Source organism: Streptomyces fradiae (assembly GCF_041270065.1).
Taxonomy (GTDB): Bacteria; Actinomycetota; Actinomycetes; order Streptomycetales; family Streptomycetaceae; genus Streptomyces.
On record NZ_CP065958.1, the window covers coordinates 4,137,257 to 4,150,793 of the forward strand.

At 72.5% G+C, this 13,537-nt stretch carries 16 protein-coding genes and 1 tRNA gene; 5 read left to right on the forward strand and 12 right to left on the reverse strand.

Annotation, left to right across the window (positions count from 1 at the left end; genetic code table 11):
• Positions 1-17: 17 nt before the first annotated feature.
• The 4 genes from JAO84_RS18780 to JAO84_RS18795 form a co-directional block, all read right to left on the reverse strand.
• Positions 18-105 (reverse strand) — tRNA-Ser (locus JAO84_RS18780).
• Positions 106-207: 102 nt separating this feature from the next.
• Positions 208-636 carry a tRNA adenosine(34) deaminase TadA gene (tadA, locus tag JAO84_RS18785; protein WP_370413917.1) on the reverse strand — a complete coding sequence of 143 codons (429 nt, stop codon included), beginning with the start codon at positions 634-636 and terminating at the stop codon, positions 208-210.
• Positions 637-788: 152 nt separating this feature from the next.
• Positions 789-1,322, reverse strand: coding sequence for a hypothetical protein (locus JAO84_RS18790; protein WP_265861248.1), 534 nt, complete (start codon positions 1,320-1,322; stop codon positions 789-791).
• A 292-nt stretch (positions 1,323-1,614) separates the two neighbouring features.
• The gene (locus JAO84_RS18795) at positions 1,615-1,830 is read right to left on the reverse strand and encodes a hypothetical protein (RefSeq protein WP_370413918.1); all 216 of its coding nucleotides are present in this window, start codon (positions 1,828-1,830) and stop codon (positions 1,615-1,617) included.
• Between the two features lie 107 nt (positions 1,831-1,937).
• On the opposite strand from JAO84_RS18795, the gene upp reads away from it, so the two are divergent.
• On the forward strand, positions 1,938-2,573 hold the full coding sequence (gene upp, locus JAO84_RS18800; RefSeq protein WP_073811943.1) for a uracil phosphoribosyltransferase: 636 nt from the start codon (positions 1,938-1,940) through the stop codon (positions 2,571-2,573).
• Between the two features lie 35 nt (positions 2,574-2,608).
• Here the strand turns inward: upp and JAO84_RS18805 are convergent, their stop codons facing one another.
• Both JAO84_RS18805 and JAO84_RS18810 read right to left on the reverse strand, forming a co-directional pair.
• The gene (locus tag JAO84_RS18805) at positions 2,609-3,262 is read right to left on the reverse strand and encodes a LytR C-terminal domain-containing protein (protein ID WP_370413919.1); all 654 of its coding nucleotides are present in this window, start codon (positions 3,260-3,262) and stop codon (positions 2,609-2,611) included.
• Between the two features lie 169 nt (positions 3,263-3,431).
• On the reverse strand, positions 3,432-3,728 hold the full coding sequence (locus tag JAO84_RS18810) for a type II toxin-antitoxin system VapB family antitoxin (RefSeq protein ID WP_009067182.1): 297 nt from the start codon (positions 3,726-3,728) through the stop codon (positions 3,432-3,434).
• 87 nt (positions 3,729-3,815) lie between these two features.
• On the opposite strand from JAO84_RS18810, the gene JAO84_RS18815 reads away from it, so the two are divergent.
• The gene (locus JAO84_RS18815) at positions 3,816-5,432 is read left to right on the forward strand and encodes a helicase HerA-like domain-containing protein (RefSeq protein WP_370413920.1); all 1,617 of its coding nucleotides are present in this window, start codon (positions 3,816-3,818) and stop codon (positions 5,430-5,432) included.
• Positions 5,433-5,448: 16 nt separating this feature from the next.
• Here the strand turns inward: JAO84_RS18815 and JAO84_RS18820 are convergent, their stop codons facing one another.
• The 5 genes from JAO84_RS18820 to JAO84_RS18840 form a co-directional block, all read right to left on the reverse strand.
• A complete protein-coding gene (locus JAO84_RS18820) occupies positions 5,449-7,002 on the reverse strand; it encodes a M28 family metallopeptidase (protein ID WP_370413921.1) in 1,554 nt (517 codons plus the stop codon).
• Between the two features lie 136 nt (positions 7,003-7,138).
• On the reverse strand, positions 7,139-7,777 hold the full coding sequence (locus JAO84_RS18825; RefSeq protein WP_370413922.1) for an HhH-GPD-type base excision DNA repair protein: 639 nt from the start codon (positions 7,775-7,777) through the stop codon (positions 7,139-7,141).
• A 41-nt stretch (positions 7,778-7,818) separates the two neighbouring features.
• Positions 7,819-8,814: a prolyl aminopeptidase gene (gene pip / locus JAO84_RS18830; protein ID WP_370413923.1), complete on the reverse strand. Its 996-nt coding sequence runs from the start codon at positions 8,812-8,814 to the stop codon at positions 7,819-7,821.
• A gap of 10 nt (positions 8,815-8,824) precedes the next feature.
• Positions 8,825-9,439, reverse strand: a complete 615-nt coding sequence (locus JAO84_RS18835; RefSeq protein WP_370413924.1) for an RBBP9/YdeN family alpha/beta hydrolase — start codon at positions 9,437-9,439, stop codon at positions 8,825-8,827.
• Positions 9,440-9,482: 43 nt separating this feature from the next.
• Positions 9,483-10,160, reverse strand: a complete 678-nt coding sequence (locus JAO84_RS18840; protein ID WP_370413925.1) for a TetR/AcrR family transcriptional regulator — start codon at positions 10,158-10,160, stop codon at positions 9,483-9,485.
• A 208-nt stretch (positions 10,161-10,368) separates the two neighbouring features.
• Here JAO84_RS18840 and JAO84_RS18845 point away from each other — a divergent pair, with 208 nt between their 5' ends.
• Together JAO84_RS18845 and JAO84_RS18850 are read left to right on the forward strand one after the other, a co-directional pair.
• On the forward strand, positions 10,369-11,757 hold the full coding sequence (locus JAO84_RS18845) for a rhodanese-like domain-containing protein (RefSeq protein WP_370413926.1): 1,389 nt from the start codon (positions 10,369-10,371) through the stop codon (positions 11,755-11,757).
• On the forward strand, positions 11,751-12,521 hold the full coding sequence (locus tag JAO84_RS18850; protein WP_370413927.1) for a sulfite exporter TauE/SafE family protein: 771 nt from the start codon (positions 11,751-11,753) through the stop codon (positions 12,519-12,521). The genes JAO84_RS18845 and JAO84_RS18850 overlap by 7 nt, the downstream gene beginning before the upstream one ends.
• A 25-nt stretch (positions 12,522-12,546) precedes the next feature.
• Here JAO84_RS18850 and JAO84_RS18855 read toward each other — a convergent pair whose 3' ends face one another.
• Complete coding sequence (locus tag JAO84_RS18855) at positions 12,547-12,834, reverse strand: metal-sensitive transcriptional regulator (protein WP_370413928.1); 288 nt, start codon at positions 12,832-12,834, stop codon at positions 12,547-12,549.
• An 81-nt stretch (positions 12,835-12,915) separates the two neighbouring features.
• Between JAO84_RS18855 and JAO84_RS18860 the strand changes: the two genes are divergently transcribed.
• Positions 12,916-13,509, forward strand: coding sequence for a rhodanese-like domain-containing protein (locus JAO84_RS18860; RefSeq protein WP_370413929.1), 594 nt, complete (start codon positions 12,916-12,918; stop codon positions 13,507-13,509).
• The last annotated feature ends 28 nt before the right edge of the window (positions 13,510-13,537 follow it).

Below are 13,537 nucleotides of genomic sequence, written 5' to 3' on the forward strand. Positions count from 1 at the left end.
GGTTCGGGGAGGTTTTCTGGCGGTAGCGGAGGGATTTGAACCCTCGGTGAGTTTCCCCACACTCGCTTTCGAGGCGAGCTCCTTCGGCCGCTCGGACACGCTACCGAGAGAGAGCTTAGCCCAAAGGCGCCGTGGACTGAAATCCGTATCCCGCAGCAGGTCGGAGGGCAGGTCGCAGGCCGGGTACGGGGCGCGTACGGGGCGGTGTCAGCGGTCCCGGAAGAAGCGGGTCAGACGGTCCGAGCACTCCGCCTCCAGGACGCCGTGGATCACCTCGGGGCGGTGGTTGAGACGCCGGTCGCGGACCAGGTCCCAGAGGGAGCCGGTGGCGCCGGCCTTCTCGTCGAAGGCGCCGAAGACCACCCGTTCGACCCGCGCCTGGACGAGCGCGCCCGCGCACATCACGCAGGGCTCCAGGGTCACGACGAGCGTGCAGCCGGTCAGCCGCCACTCGCCGGTCGCCGCCGCGGCCCGCCGCAGGGCGAGGATCTCCGCGTGGGCGGTCGGGTCGCCGGTGGCCTCGCGCTCGTTGTGGCCGCGGGCGAGGACCGTGCCGTCCGGGGCCAGGACGACCGCGCCGACCGGCACGTCACCGGCCGCCGCGGCCAGCTCGCCCTCGGCGAGGGCGAGCCGCATGGACTCCCGCCAGGGGTCCCGTACGGGATCCGATTCCCCTACGGGACTCCGTACGGGATCCGAGCCCCCTACGGGATTCAGGTCCCGTACGGGGTCCGAGTCGTCCCCTACGGGGTCTGCGCCCGCGCCCGGGCCACGTACCGCGAACGCCACTAGCGCACGGCCTCCAGGATGTCCGAGGCGCCGATGGCGTCGGCGATCTCGCCGAGGGCGTCCTCGGTCAGGTCGATCAGGTCGCGCTCGGTCATGCCGAGGTCGGCCAGGATCCGGCCCTCGCCGAGCGGGCCGGCCGGGGCGATCCCGGCGGTGGCCGCCGCGTCGTCCTCGTCGTCGTCCTCGTGCTCCGGCTCGCCGTCCTCGGTGCCGTCCAGGTCGGTGAGTTCGTCGAGCGCGCCGTCCCGGTCGTCGTCACCGAGGAGTTCCGAGGTGAGGATCTCCCCGTAGGAGGAGCGGGCCGCGGCGGCCGCGTTCGAGACGAAGACCCGGGGGTCGTCCTCGCCGTCGACGCGGACGATGCCGAACCACGCGTCCTCCTGCTCGATGAAGACGATCACCGTTTCCCCGTCGTCGGCGGCGGACTCACGGGCCAGATCGGCCAGGTCCGCCAGCGTCTCCACGTTGTCGAGCTCGATATCGCTCGCTTCCCACCCGTCTTCGGTGCGCGCGAGCAGTGCGGCGAAGTACACCTGACTCTCCCACTGATCAGAGGTGTGATGATCCGGCGGCGCGCTCCTGATGCCCCGCCCAATCGGCATCGTGACAGAAACCTCGCCGTCAGGAGAGGTCTTCGGCTCTTGCGTCGTGCATCAGTCTGAACGACGCCCGGTTCGGGCGGGCGTGCGACCCCGGCGCACGAAGGGGGCGCACGGTGACCGCCGCCCGGGGGTCACCGGGCCGTCGCCGTACGGCCACCACCAGGGCGTACGAGTGGCGTACGAGTGGTGTACGAGCCGTTCTCGCCACCGGGCCGGCACCGGCCTACCAGCGGAAGGTGCGCATGCGCATCGCCTGCCGCATCCGCGCGGCCCGGGCGCGCCGCGGCTGGACGCGGTCGCGCAGCGCCTTGGCCTCGTTCAGCTCGCGCAGGAACTGCGCGCGGCGCCTGCGGCGCTCCGCGTCCGTCTCCGGCCTGTCCGGTCCATCCGGTCCATCCGGTCCGTCCGGTCCGGCTGGTCCAGCTTGTCTGTCGGGCATGGACACACCACCCACCACCGCGTGACACGGGTCCCTGTAGCCCCCACCTTCCCCCTCTCGCCCAGGTTGACGCCAGTCCTCGGCCAGGTCCCGGCTACTGTTGAGGCATGCGTCTCCACGTCGTCGACCACCCGCTGGTCGCCCACAAGCTCACCACTCTGCGCGACAAGCGCACGGACTCCGCGACCTTCCGCCGGCTCGCCGACGAGCTGGTCACCCTGCTCGCCTACGAGGCGACCCGGGACGTGCGGACCGAGCAGGTCGACATCGAGACCCCCGTGACGCCGACGACCGGCGTGAAGCTGTCGTACCCGCGGCCGCTGGTGGTCCCGATCCTGCGGGCCGGTCTCGGCATGCTCGACGGCATGGTGCGGCTGCTGCCCACCGCCGAGGTCGGCTTCCTGGGCATGATCCGCAACGAGGAGACGCTGGAGGCGTCGACCTACGCGACGCGGATGCCGGAGGACCTGTCCGGCCGCCAGGTGTACGTGCTCGACCCGATGCTCGCGACCGGCGGCACGCTCGTCGCGGCCATCCAGGAGCTGATCAAGCGCGGCGCCGACGACGTGACCGCGGTCGTGCTGCTCGCCGCCCCGGAGGGCGTCGAGGTCATGGAGCGCGAGCTTGCGGGCACGCCGGTGACCGTCGTGACCGCCTCGGTCGATGAGCGGCTCAACGAGCACGGCTACATCGTGCCGGGCCTCGGCGACGCGGGCGACCGCATGTACGGCTCGGCCGAGTAGCAGCCGTACGGCAGTGCCCTGAGCCCCCTAGGGGCTCAGCAGCGGCCCGGCACCGGCTTCGGCTTGTTGAGCGCGACGAGCGCCGCGTCCGCGGCCGCCTTCGGGTCGAGCGTCTTGAAGGCCGTGCCGATGATCAGGTCGACGTCCGCCGTGGTGCGGGCGTCGACCTTCGTCGTCGCCGCCTTCAGCTGCGTGCCGACCACGGAGAAGGCGCCCTTGGTGGCCCCGGGGGAGCCGAGCAGCAGTGCGGAGCCGGGGACCTTCTTGTCGTAGGCGACCGGCGCGTTGCCCACCTTGCCGATGACGAAGCCGCGCTTCTTCAGCTCGTCCGCGGTCGTCTTGGCGAGCCCGGCGCGCGGGGTCGCGTTGTAGACGTTGACCGTGATCTGGGCGGGCTTGGGCAGCGGGGCGCCGCCGGCGGTCCGCGAGCCCGGCGTGGGCGTGGGCTTCGCCTTGGGCGCGGCCTTGCAGTCGGCCTGTTTGCCGGCGGCGTTGGTGGTCTTCTCGTCGCCGCCGGAGAAGACGTCGACGAGCTGCAGCGTCCCCCAGCCGGCCGCGCCGAGCACGAGCACGGCGGCTGCCGCCCCGAGGACGATCCTGCGCCGGCGGTGGGGGCGGCGCATGCGGGGATAGACATCCCCCGTGATGCGGTACTTTCCGCCCATTCCGGGGGGAGTGAGCATGCTCATGAACGCAGCGTAATGCCGCCCGCGGAGGATGCCTACTGGATGATCATGTGATCGCGTCCGGATGGGCGCGAAGAGGCCCCGAAAGGATCACCCCCGAGAGGCATCCGAGAGGCATCCGAGAGGCGTCCGAGGGCTCCCGAGGGGTCGGGCCCGGCCTGCAGGGCAGGCCTCAGTCCATTTCGAGCACGCGCGCGTGCAGCACCTGCCGCTGCTGGAGCGCGGCTCGGACCGCGCGGTGCAGTCCGTCCTCCAGATAGAGATCGCCCCGCCACTTCACGACATGCGCGAAGAGGTCGCCGTAGAACGTCGAGTCCTCGGCGAGCAGCGTCTCCAGGTCCAGCTGGCCCTTGGTGGTCACCAGCTGGTCGAGGCGGACCGGGCGCGGTGCCACGTCCGCCCACTGCCGGGTGCTTTCCCGGCCGTGGTCGGGATACGGCCGGCCGTTTCCGATGCGCTTGAAGATCACACGGAAAGCCTACCGGGCAAGCGGCTCCCGGCGCAGCCACGCGGACCCGGTGCGATGCTGGGACAAATCGTGACGAAGGGGCACATGATGAGCGAGCGTGAGCAGCTGATGAGCGAGCGCGAGCGCGAACAGCCCTGGGCGGAGATCGCCGCCGGGTACGCCTTCGACGGGCCCGCGCTCGATCTGGGCGCGCTGCTCTGGGGCGGTACGTGCCACCCGGACGCGCAGGTCCGCATCCCGCTCCCGATGCTCAACCGGCACGGGCTGGTCGCCGGCGCGACCGGCACCGGCAAGACGAAGACGCTCCAGCTGATCGCCGAGCAGCTGTCCGCGAACGGCGTGCCCGTCTTCCTCGCCGACATCAAGGGCGACGTCTCCGGGATCTCCGCGCCCGGCGCGGACGGCGAGAAGGTGCGCGAGCGGGCCGGGCAGGTCGGCCAGGAGTGGGCGGCGACCGGCTTCCCCTGCGAGTTCTACGGGCTGGGCGGGACGGGCCCCGGCTCCGTCCCGAGCCCCGGGATTCCGATCCGGGCCACCGTCACCAGCTTCGGCCCGGTGCTGCTCTCCAAGGTCCTCCAGCTCAACCAGACCCAGGAGCAGTCCCTCGGCCTGATCTTCCACTACGCCGACAGCAAGGGCCTCGAACTGGTCGATCTGAAGGACCTGCGGGCCGTCGTCGCCTTCCTGGTCTCCGACACCGGCAAGGCCGAACTGAAGGGGATCGGCGGCCTGTCGACGGTGACGGCCGGGGTGATCCTGCGCGCCATCACCGCCTTCGAGCAGCAGGGCGCGGGCGCGTTCTTCGGGGAGCCGGAGTTCGACACGGCCGAGTTCCTGCGCACCTCGCCGGACGACGGGCGCGGCATCGTCTCCGTACTCGAACTGGCCGCCGTACAGGACAAGCCGCAGCTGTTCTCGACCTTCCTGATGTGGCTGCTCGCCGATCTGTACGGGGACCTGCCGGAGGTCGGCGACGTCGACAAGCCCAAGCTGGTCTTCTTCTTCGACGAGGCGCATCTGCTGTTCAACGGGGCGTCGAAGGCGTTCCTGGAGTCGATCACGCAGACGGTGCGGCTGATCCGGTCCAAGGGCGTCGGGGTGTTCTTCGTGACGCAGACCCCGAAGGACGTGCCGGGTGACGTCCTGGCCCAGCTCGGCAACCGGGTGCAGCACGCGCTGCGCGCCTTCACCCCGGACGACGCCAAGGCGCTGAAGGCGACCGTACGGACCTTCCCGAACTCGGCGTACGACCTGGAGGAGGTGCTCACCGGCCTCGGTACGGGCGAGGCGGTGATCACGGTCCTCAGCGAGAAGGGCGCCCCGACCCCGGTGGCGGCGACCCGGCTGCGCGCCCCGCAGTCCCTGATGGCGCCGATCCCGGCGGCGGAGCTGGAGGCGGCGGTGAAGGGCTCGCCGCTGTACGGGCGGTACGCGGAGGCCGTGGACCGCGAGTCGGCGTACGAGAAGCTGACGGCCGAGCAGCAGGAGGCGGAGGCGGAGGCGCTGCGTGCGGCGGAGCGGGTCGCGGCGGAGAAGGAAGCGGCGAGGGCTCCTCGGGCCGGATCACGGCAGAAGGAGGAGCCCTCGCTCGCCCAACAGGTCGTCGGGAGCGGTCTGTTCAAGTCGCTCGCGCGATCGGTCGGCACCCAGCTGGGCCGGGAGATCAGCCGCTCGATCTTCGGTACGGCGAAGCGCCGGCGCTAGTCACGGACGGCGCTGGTCACTCCGTGACCTCGTCGTGGTCGCCGTGCAGGCCGCCGCCGCTGCCCGCGTCACCGGTCGTCGGGACGGAGACGACCGGCTTCTTGAGGGAGCTGATGTCGTGGGCGTAGGTGCCCACGGCGTTGGCGATGACGTCGATGTTGATGTCGAACGCCGTCATGTCGATGTTCGTGATGTCGTCACCCGCGGCGTGGTAGTTCACGTCGTACGCGACGCCCGCCTCGCCGCCGAACTTCTCGGCCTGGCCCGCGGTCTTGATGCCCTCGGCGCCGGTGAAGGTGCCGCCGGAGGGGATGCCGGCCTCGACGAACGGCCCGTAGTCGGAGCGGCCGGTGAAGTCGGTGCCCTCGTGCGGGGCGCCGGTCTTGTCCATGAAGTTCGTGATGTCGCGCTCCAGCTGGGCGGAGCCCTCGGGGCCGGCCCCCGAGCCGACGCCGTCGGAGTCGTCGCCGTCGTAGACGAAGAGTCCGTAGTTCGGCGAGGCGATCATGTCGAAGTTGAGGTAGAGCTTGATCTCCTTCTTGCCGAGGGAGCTCAGGTTGGTGACGTAGTGGTCGGAGCCGAGCAGGCCGACCTCCTCGGCGGACCACCAGGCGAAGCGCACCTTGTTGCGGACCTTGTCCTTGGACTTGGCGAGCTCCAGGGCGGTCTGGAGGAGGCCGGCGGACCCGGAGCCGTTGTCGTTGATGCCGGGGCCCGCGGTGACGGAGTCCAGGTGGGCGCCGAGCATCACGGTGTTGGCGGCGTTGCCGCCCTTGGTCTCCGCGATGACGTTGTTGGTGGACCGCTTCTCCTGGAACTGGCGGATCTCGAAGGAGAGGTTCACCGGCCCCTTGGCGAGGTCGGCGGCCAGCTTCTCGCCCTCCGCCTGGGTGATGCCGCCGGTCGGGATCTTCCCGGCGGTCGCGTCGCCGAGGGTGCCGGAGAGCACGCCCTCGACGTTGTTGTAGACGATCGCGCCGACGGCGCCGGCCGCGGCGGCGTTCTCCTGCTTGACGGCGAAGGTGCAGCCGCCGCGCTTGATCAGGGCGATCTTGCCGGTGAACGCGCCGGCGGCGAAGTCGCCCGGCTCGCAGCCGGTGGTGCCGTCCGCGTCGACCGGGGCGGCGGCCAGGTCGGCCTTGACGCCGCCGACCGGGGTCGACTTCGTGTACGTCATCGCCCTGATCGGCAGGTCGCGCGGGGCGGGGGTGACGACGGCGGCCTTCTCGGCGAGCGTCTTGATGTAGATGAAGTCGAACTTCTGGTACGTGACGGCGTAGCCGGCCTTCTTCAGCTGCGTGTAGACGTACGCGGCGGAGGCGTCGTGGCCCAGGGTGCCGGCCGCGCGGTTGCCTTCGGCCGAGTCGGCTATCGCCTGGAACTTCTGCAGGTGCTTGAAGGCGTCCTGGGCGCTCGTCTCGCGGACCAGCTTCTTGGCCAGCCTTGCGGCGTCCCTGGCCTCGGCCGCGCCGGGCGCGGGGGTGGCGGTGGCGGGAGCGGCGAGCACCAGCGGGGTGGCGAGTGCGGCGGCGGCCAGAACTGCGGCGGCTCTGCGCTGGGATGCGTTCACAGAAGTCCTTCCCGGTGCGTACGACGTGCGTCATACGACGTATGAGGTAGAGGGGAAGTTAGCGATCCCGGGGGGACTCTGTGAACACATCGCACGCGATTCCTGTCAGGTCGAACAGGATTGACATCGGGAATTCTCAATTCCCCTTGTTCTCCGCAGATTTGGGAGTCTTGGCCGCCTTGACGGCCTTGGCGGCGGCCTTCATCTCCTGCTTGTGGGCGCGCACCTTCGCCAGGGACTCCGGGCCGGTGATGTCGGCGGCCGAGCGGTAGCAGTCCTTCTCGCCGTACGGGCCCGCCGCCTCCCGCCAGCCCTTCGGCCCGACCCCGTACTGCTTGCCGAGCAGTGCCAGGAAGATCTGCGCCTTCTGCCTGCCGAAGCCGGGCAGCGCCTCCAGGCGGGCGAGCAGCTCCTTGCCGCTCGCCGCGTCCCGCCAGACCGCCTCCGCGTCGCCGCCGTACTCGTCGACGAGGAAGCGGCACAGCTGCTGGATCCGCTTGGCCATGGAGCCGGGGTAGCGGTGCACGGCCGGTTTCTCGGAGAGCAGGGCGGCGAAGGCCTCCGGGTCGCGGGCGGCGATCTCGTGCGCGTCGAGGTCGTCGTGGCCCATGCGGGTGGCGATCGTGTACGGGCCGGAGAACGCCCACTCCATGGGCACCTGCTGGTCGAGGAGCATGCCGACCAGCGCGGCGAGCGGGGAGCGGGCAAGGAGCGCGTCGGCGTCGGGCTGCTGGGCGAGGTGGATCACGGGGCTCTTGGGGCTCACGGGGCTCATGTTTCGATGATCCGGCGGGACGGCCGCGCGCGCATGATGGCTCACCCCTTGGGCGCGCCCTTCGCGAAGCGTTCGAGGGCGGCCATGACCCGCTCACGGGTCTCGGCGCCGCCGAGGTGTCCGGCGCTCTCCACCACGTACAGCTCGGCGTCCGGCCACCCCTTGACCAGCTCCCAGGCGCTGATCAGGGGCCCGCCCATGTCGAGCCGGCCGTGCACGAGGACCCCGGGGATGCCGGCGAGCCGGTGGGCGTCGCGGATCAGGGCGCCCTCCTCCAGGAAGGCACCCTGCGAGAAGTAGTGCGCGCAGATCCGGACCATGGCGAGCCGGGCGGCGTCGGGCCGGTCGGCGTACGGGGTGCCCTGGCCCTCGCCGGACAGGACGGCGTCCTCCCAGTCGCACCAATCGGCCGCGGCCCGCTCCCGTACGGCAGGGTCCGGGTGGTTCATCCGGGCCGCGTAGGCGGCGAGCAGGTCCTCGGCGTGGTCGACGCCCGCGCGGAAGCGCTCGTGTGCCTCGGGGAAGAACCGGCCGACGCCCTCGTACAGCCAGCCGGTCTCGGAACGGCGGGTGGTCGTCACGGCCGCGATGACGATCTCGGTGACCCGCTCCGGGTGCGCCTCGGCGTAGGCCAGGATCAGGGTCGATCCCCAGGAGCCGCCGTGGAGCAGCCAGCGGTCGACGCCGAGGTGCTCGCGCAGCCGCTCCATGTCGGCGACCAGGTGGGCGGTGGTGTTGGTGGCGAGGTCGGCGGCCGGGTCGTCGGGGTCCGGGGCGCTCGCGTGCGGGGTGGAGCGGCCGCAGCCGCGCTGGTCGAACTGGACGATCCGGTAGACGGCCGGGTCGAAGACCCGGCGCGCGTTCGGCGAGGAGCCGGAGCCGGGGCCGCCGTGCACGATCAGCGCGGGCTTGCCTTCGGGGTTGCCGGCGACGGACCAGGCGATGCGGTGGCCCTCGCCGACGTCGAGCAGGCCGGAGTCGTACGGGGCGAGCTCGGGGAAGAGGGGGCGGGGGGAGGGTTCCGTTGCGGTGGCCATTCGGCCGACGCTACTGGTTGCCGCGCACCCGTACCGCCGGGTTTTCGCACCAGGAGAGGACATCCGGCCACGCGCCGTACCCGTGGTCGGGGTTGAGGTGCCCGCCGCCCGGTACGTGGTCGAGGTCGAGTCCCAGGGGAATCCCGTAGGGGGCGTCGGCGCCCTCGGGGCAGTACGGGTCGCCGTCGCCGTACACGAGCCGGGTCGGCACCACGGGCGGGGTCAGGGTGCGTACGGCATCGAGGTCGAGGCCGTCCGCGAACTCGGCGATCTCCGGGATGGCGGCGGTGACCTGCGGCGACGGGGGCGCGACGAGCAGCACCCGGTCGGCCTCGGGCGCCCGTCCGGCGGCGACGGCGCGCAGCCACAGCAGGACGCCGAGGCTGTGCGCGAGCACGACGAACTCGCCCTCGGTCTCGCCCTCACCCGCTGGCCGCTTGCCGTGCTCCTCCAGGGCCGCCAGCCAGTCCGCGAGGAGCGGCGCGTCGGGCTCGGGCAGCTGCGGGTACCGCACCTCGTGCCCGCGCTCGGCGAGGGCGCCGGCCAGCCAGTGCTGCCAGTGGCCGGGCGGGCGGTGGTTCTGGAAGCCGTGGAGGACGAGGTAGGTGTTCCTGACTCTGCTCATGGCTCGATCGTGGCGCCGGGCGGCGGGCGGGGTCCAGGGTGTTTCAGGGGCTGGACGGGGGAGCCGCCGCCGGCTCGCCACCGGGTACGCGGAGGCTGAGCAACTGCCGTATCCCCGCCTTCAGTTCGGCGGCCGAGAGCTGCTGCTCCTCCGACAGGTGGTGCATCAGGCTCGGCGAGAAGGGCGCGAGGAGGAGGTGCGCGAGGAGGGCGGCGTTGGTGTCGGGCCGGGCCTGGGACACCAGCAGGGCGACGTGGGTGTGCATCGCCAGGTAGGCGCCGCTGGTGTAGCGGGCGACAGGGGCGGCGCTCTGCGCGGCGAGCAGGATCGCGCGCTGCTCGACCACTCGGTCGACCAGGGCGTCGAGGAAGGCGTCGAGGCGTTCGGCGGCGGGCGCGCCGGGGCCGAGCGGCGGCGGGCCGCCCAGATACGCCTCCTGGAACTGCCGCTCGCGGTCGTCGAGCAGCGCCCACAGCAGCTGGGAGACGTCGCCGAAGCGCCGGTAGACGGTGCCGACGCCGATGCCGCTGGCGTGGGCGACCTGGTTCATCGTGACGCACTCGGGGCCCTGCTCGGCGACGATCCGGGCGGCGGCGTCGAGGATCTTGCGCCGGTTGCGGGCGGCGTCGGCCCGCTCGGGCGCGGGTCCGCCGATGCTCGGCAGCAGGTTGAGCAGGGGTGCGGCACTGCCGTCCGCGGGCTGCCGTCTCGTCATGCTCATCCGCCGCTCCCTGCCTTTCCCGCCTGCGCGCCCCCCTCGCGTACGGCCATCGCATACGTCCTTGACTTCGAGCATACCCGCCCTCCCCCAGCAAACCGGATAGATGTCCGCTTACCTGTCGATGGATACCCCCGGGGGTACTTCTGTTAGGGTCGCTTGTATACCCCGGGGGGTAAATGTTCCTGGAAGCTCCTGGAAGGAGTACGGCGTGTTCTTCGTGGACACCGTCGAAGTGCCGGGTCTCGGCAATCGCAGCTATCTCGCGGGCGGCCGGACGGCCGCGGTCGTGATCGACCCTCCGCGCGACATCGACCGGGTGATCGCCGCCGCCGCGCAGCGCGGTGTGCGGATCTCCCATGTGGTCGAGACCCATGTGCACAACGACTATGTGAGCGGCGGCCACGAGCTCGCCCGGATCACCGGAGCCGCGTACGTCGTCCCGGCCGCCGCGCCCGTCTCGTACGAGCGGCTGGCCGTGACCGACGGGGACGTCCTCCCCGTCGACGCGGGGATCGCGCTGCGGGCCGTGGCGACCCCCGGGCACACGCCGCACCACACCGCGTACGTCCTTGAGGAGGGCGGCGAGGCCGTGGCCGTGTTCACCGGCGGCTCGCTGCTCATCGGCACCGTCGGCCGGCCCGACCTGGTCGAGCCGCGGCTCACCGCCGCCCTGGCCCGGGCCCAGCACGCCTCCGCGCACCGGCTCGCCGCCGAGCTGCCGGACCGTACCGCCGTCCTGCCCACCCACGGCTTCGGCAGCCTGTGCGCCGCGGGCGCCGTGCCCACCGATGCTTCCGGTGAGCCGACCACGATCGGGGAGCAGGCCGCCGTCAACGAGGCCCTCGTCAAGGACGTCGACACCTTCGTCGCCGACCTGCTCGCCGGGCTCGACGACATCCCCGCGTACTACGCCCACATGGGCCCGCTCAACAGTGGCGGCGCCACGCCCGTCGACCTCACCCCGCCGGCCGTCGCCGACGCCGACGAGATCGCCGCGCGGCTGGCCGCCGGCGAGTGGGTGGTCGACCTGCGGAGCCGGGTCGCGTTCGCCGCGGGGCACGTGGCCGGCTCGTACAACATCGAGGCGGGCGAGGGCCCCGGCGGTCAGCTCGCCCTGCTCCTCGCCTGGCTGATCCCCTGGGGCAAGCCGGTCACCCTGCTCGCCGAGTCGCCCGAGCAGCTCGCCAAGGCGCAGCGCGAGCTGGTCCGGGTCGGCATCGACCGGCCGGCCGCCGCCGCGACCGGGACGCCGGAGGAGTGGGTACGGGACGGGGAGCGGCCGGCGACGCTGGCCCGAGCCGTCTTTGCCGACCTGGTCGAACTCCCTGCGAGCGCGATCCTGTTGGATGTGCGCCGGGCCACCGAGCGGGCCTCCGCCGGGTACGTCGAGGGCTCCCGGCACATCCCGCTGCACGAACTGCGCTCCCGCATACGGGAGATACCGCTCGGCGTGCCGGTGTGGGTGCACTGCGCGGGCGGTCTGCGTGCCTCGCTCGCCGCCTCCCTGCTCGCCTCGGCCGGTCACGAGGTCGTCGCGATCGACGACTCCTTCGACAACGCGCCGTTCGTGAACACGCCTGCCGCCGACCGATGTTGACCGCCCTGACGGCGCTGGCCGCCGGGGCGGTGGTCGGGCTCGCGCTCGGTGCGCTGGGTGGCGGCGGCAGCGTGCTCGCCGTACCGGCCCTGATCTATCTGCTGGGCTTCAGCCCGGGCGCGGCCGCGACCGCCAGCCTGGTGATCGTGCTCGGCACGGCCGCCACCGCGCTGTACGGGCACGCCCGCGACGGCCAGGTCCGCTGGCGTACGGGAGCGCTGTTCGCCGCGGCCGGCCTGGTGCCGGCGGCACTGGGCGGACTGCTCTCGGCGCGGCTGCCGGACTGGCTGCTCACCCTCGGCTTCGCGGGGGTGGCGGGGATCGCGGCGGTACGGATGGTCCGCCGGGCCCCGGCCCCGGCCTCGGGCTCGGCCTCGGCCGGGGAGTCGGGCGTACGCCGCTCGGGCCCGGCGGTCGCGGGTGCGGGCGCCGGGCTCGGCGCCGTCACCGGGGTGCTCGGCGTGGGCGGCGGCTTCCTGACCGTACCGGCGCTCGTGCAGGTCGTCGGCCTGCGGATGCGTCCGGCGGTCGGGACCAGCCTGCTGGTCGTCGCGGTCAACGCGCTGGTCGCGCTGCTCGCCCGCGCGGGCGGCTCGGTGCCGGTGGACTGGGCGGTCGTCGCCCCGTTCACGGGCGCGGCGGTCCTGGCGGCCTGGGACGGCCGGCGGCTCGCCTCCCGGATCCCGGCGGACACGCTGCGCCGGGTGTTCGGGGCGGTGCTGCTGGTGGTCGCGGCGCTGATGCTGCTGGATGCGGCGGTGTAGGCGCTCAGGCCGTGGGCCTCAGGCCTCAGGCCAGGGAGAGGAAGAGCTTCTCCAGGCGGGCCCGCATCTGCTCGGGGTCCTCGCCGTTCTTCTGCCCCTTCTCCATGTCCGTCAGGCACTGCTGGAGCCCGGTCGCGATGATCGCGAACCCGGCCCGGTCGAGCGCCCGTGACGCGGCAGCCAGCTGGGTCACGACCTCCTCGCAGTCGCGGCCTTCCTCGATCATCCGGATCACCCCGGAGATCTGTCCCTGCGCCCGGCGCAGCCGGTTCAGCACGGCCTTCAGCTCGGCGCCCGCGAGATCCAGTTCCACAGCCACTCCTCAACAGATACCCCAGGGGGTAATTTACTCCCCACCACGGGGTCCCGTCGAAGACCAAGGATGACACCTGCCATGCCGACCCCCACTCCCGCTTCCCTCGACGCCGACCAGACCCGGGCCCGGCTCGCCGAGCTCACCGTCGTCGACGTCCGCACCCCCGGCGAATACGCGGGCGGCCACGTCCCCGGCGCCCTCAACGTGCCCCTCGACCGGCTCGACCGTGCCGTCCCCGCCCTCAAGGAGGCGGCGGCCCGCGGCGAGCTCGTGATCGTCTGCCAGTCCGGCAACCGCTCCCGCACCGCCTGCGACCGCCTCGCCGCCCACGGCATCCCGGCCACCAACCTGACCGGCGGCACCTCCGGCTGGGCCGCCCGCGGCCACGCCCTCGCCCACCCGGCCGGCCCCGCCCCGACCCGTACCCCCTGGGCCATGGACCGCCAGGTCCGCCTCACCGCCGGCACCCTGGTCCTCCTGGGCCTCCTCCTCGGCCTCCTCCTCCACCCCGCCTTCCAGCTCCTCTCGGCGGCGATCGCGGCCGGCCTGGTCTTCTCGGCCCTCACCAACACCTGCGGCCTCGCCGCCCTCCTCGCCAAACTCCCCCACAACCGCACGACCTCCTGCGCCGTGGACCTGGACACGACCCTGGCCCGGCTCCGGCAGGGCTGAGGCGGGGTTGAGACAGGTCGGCCGCGGG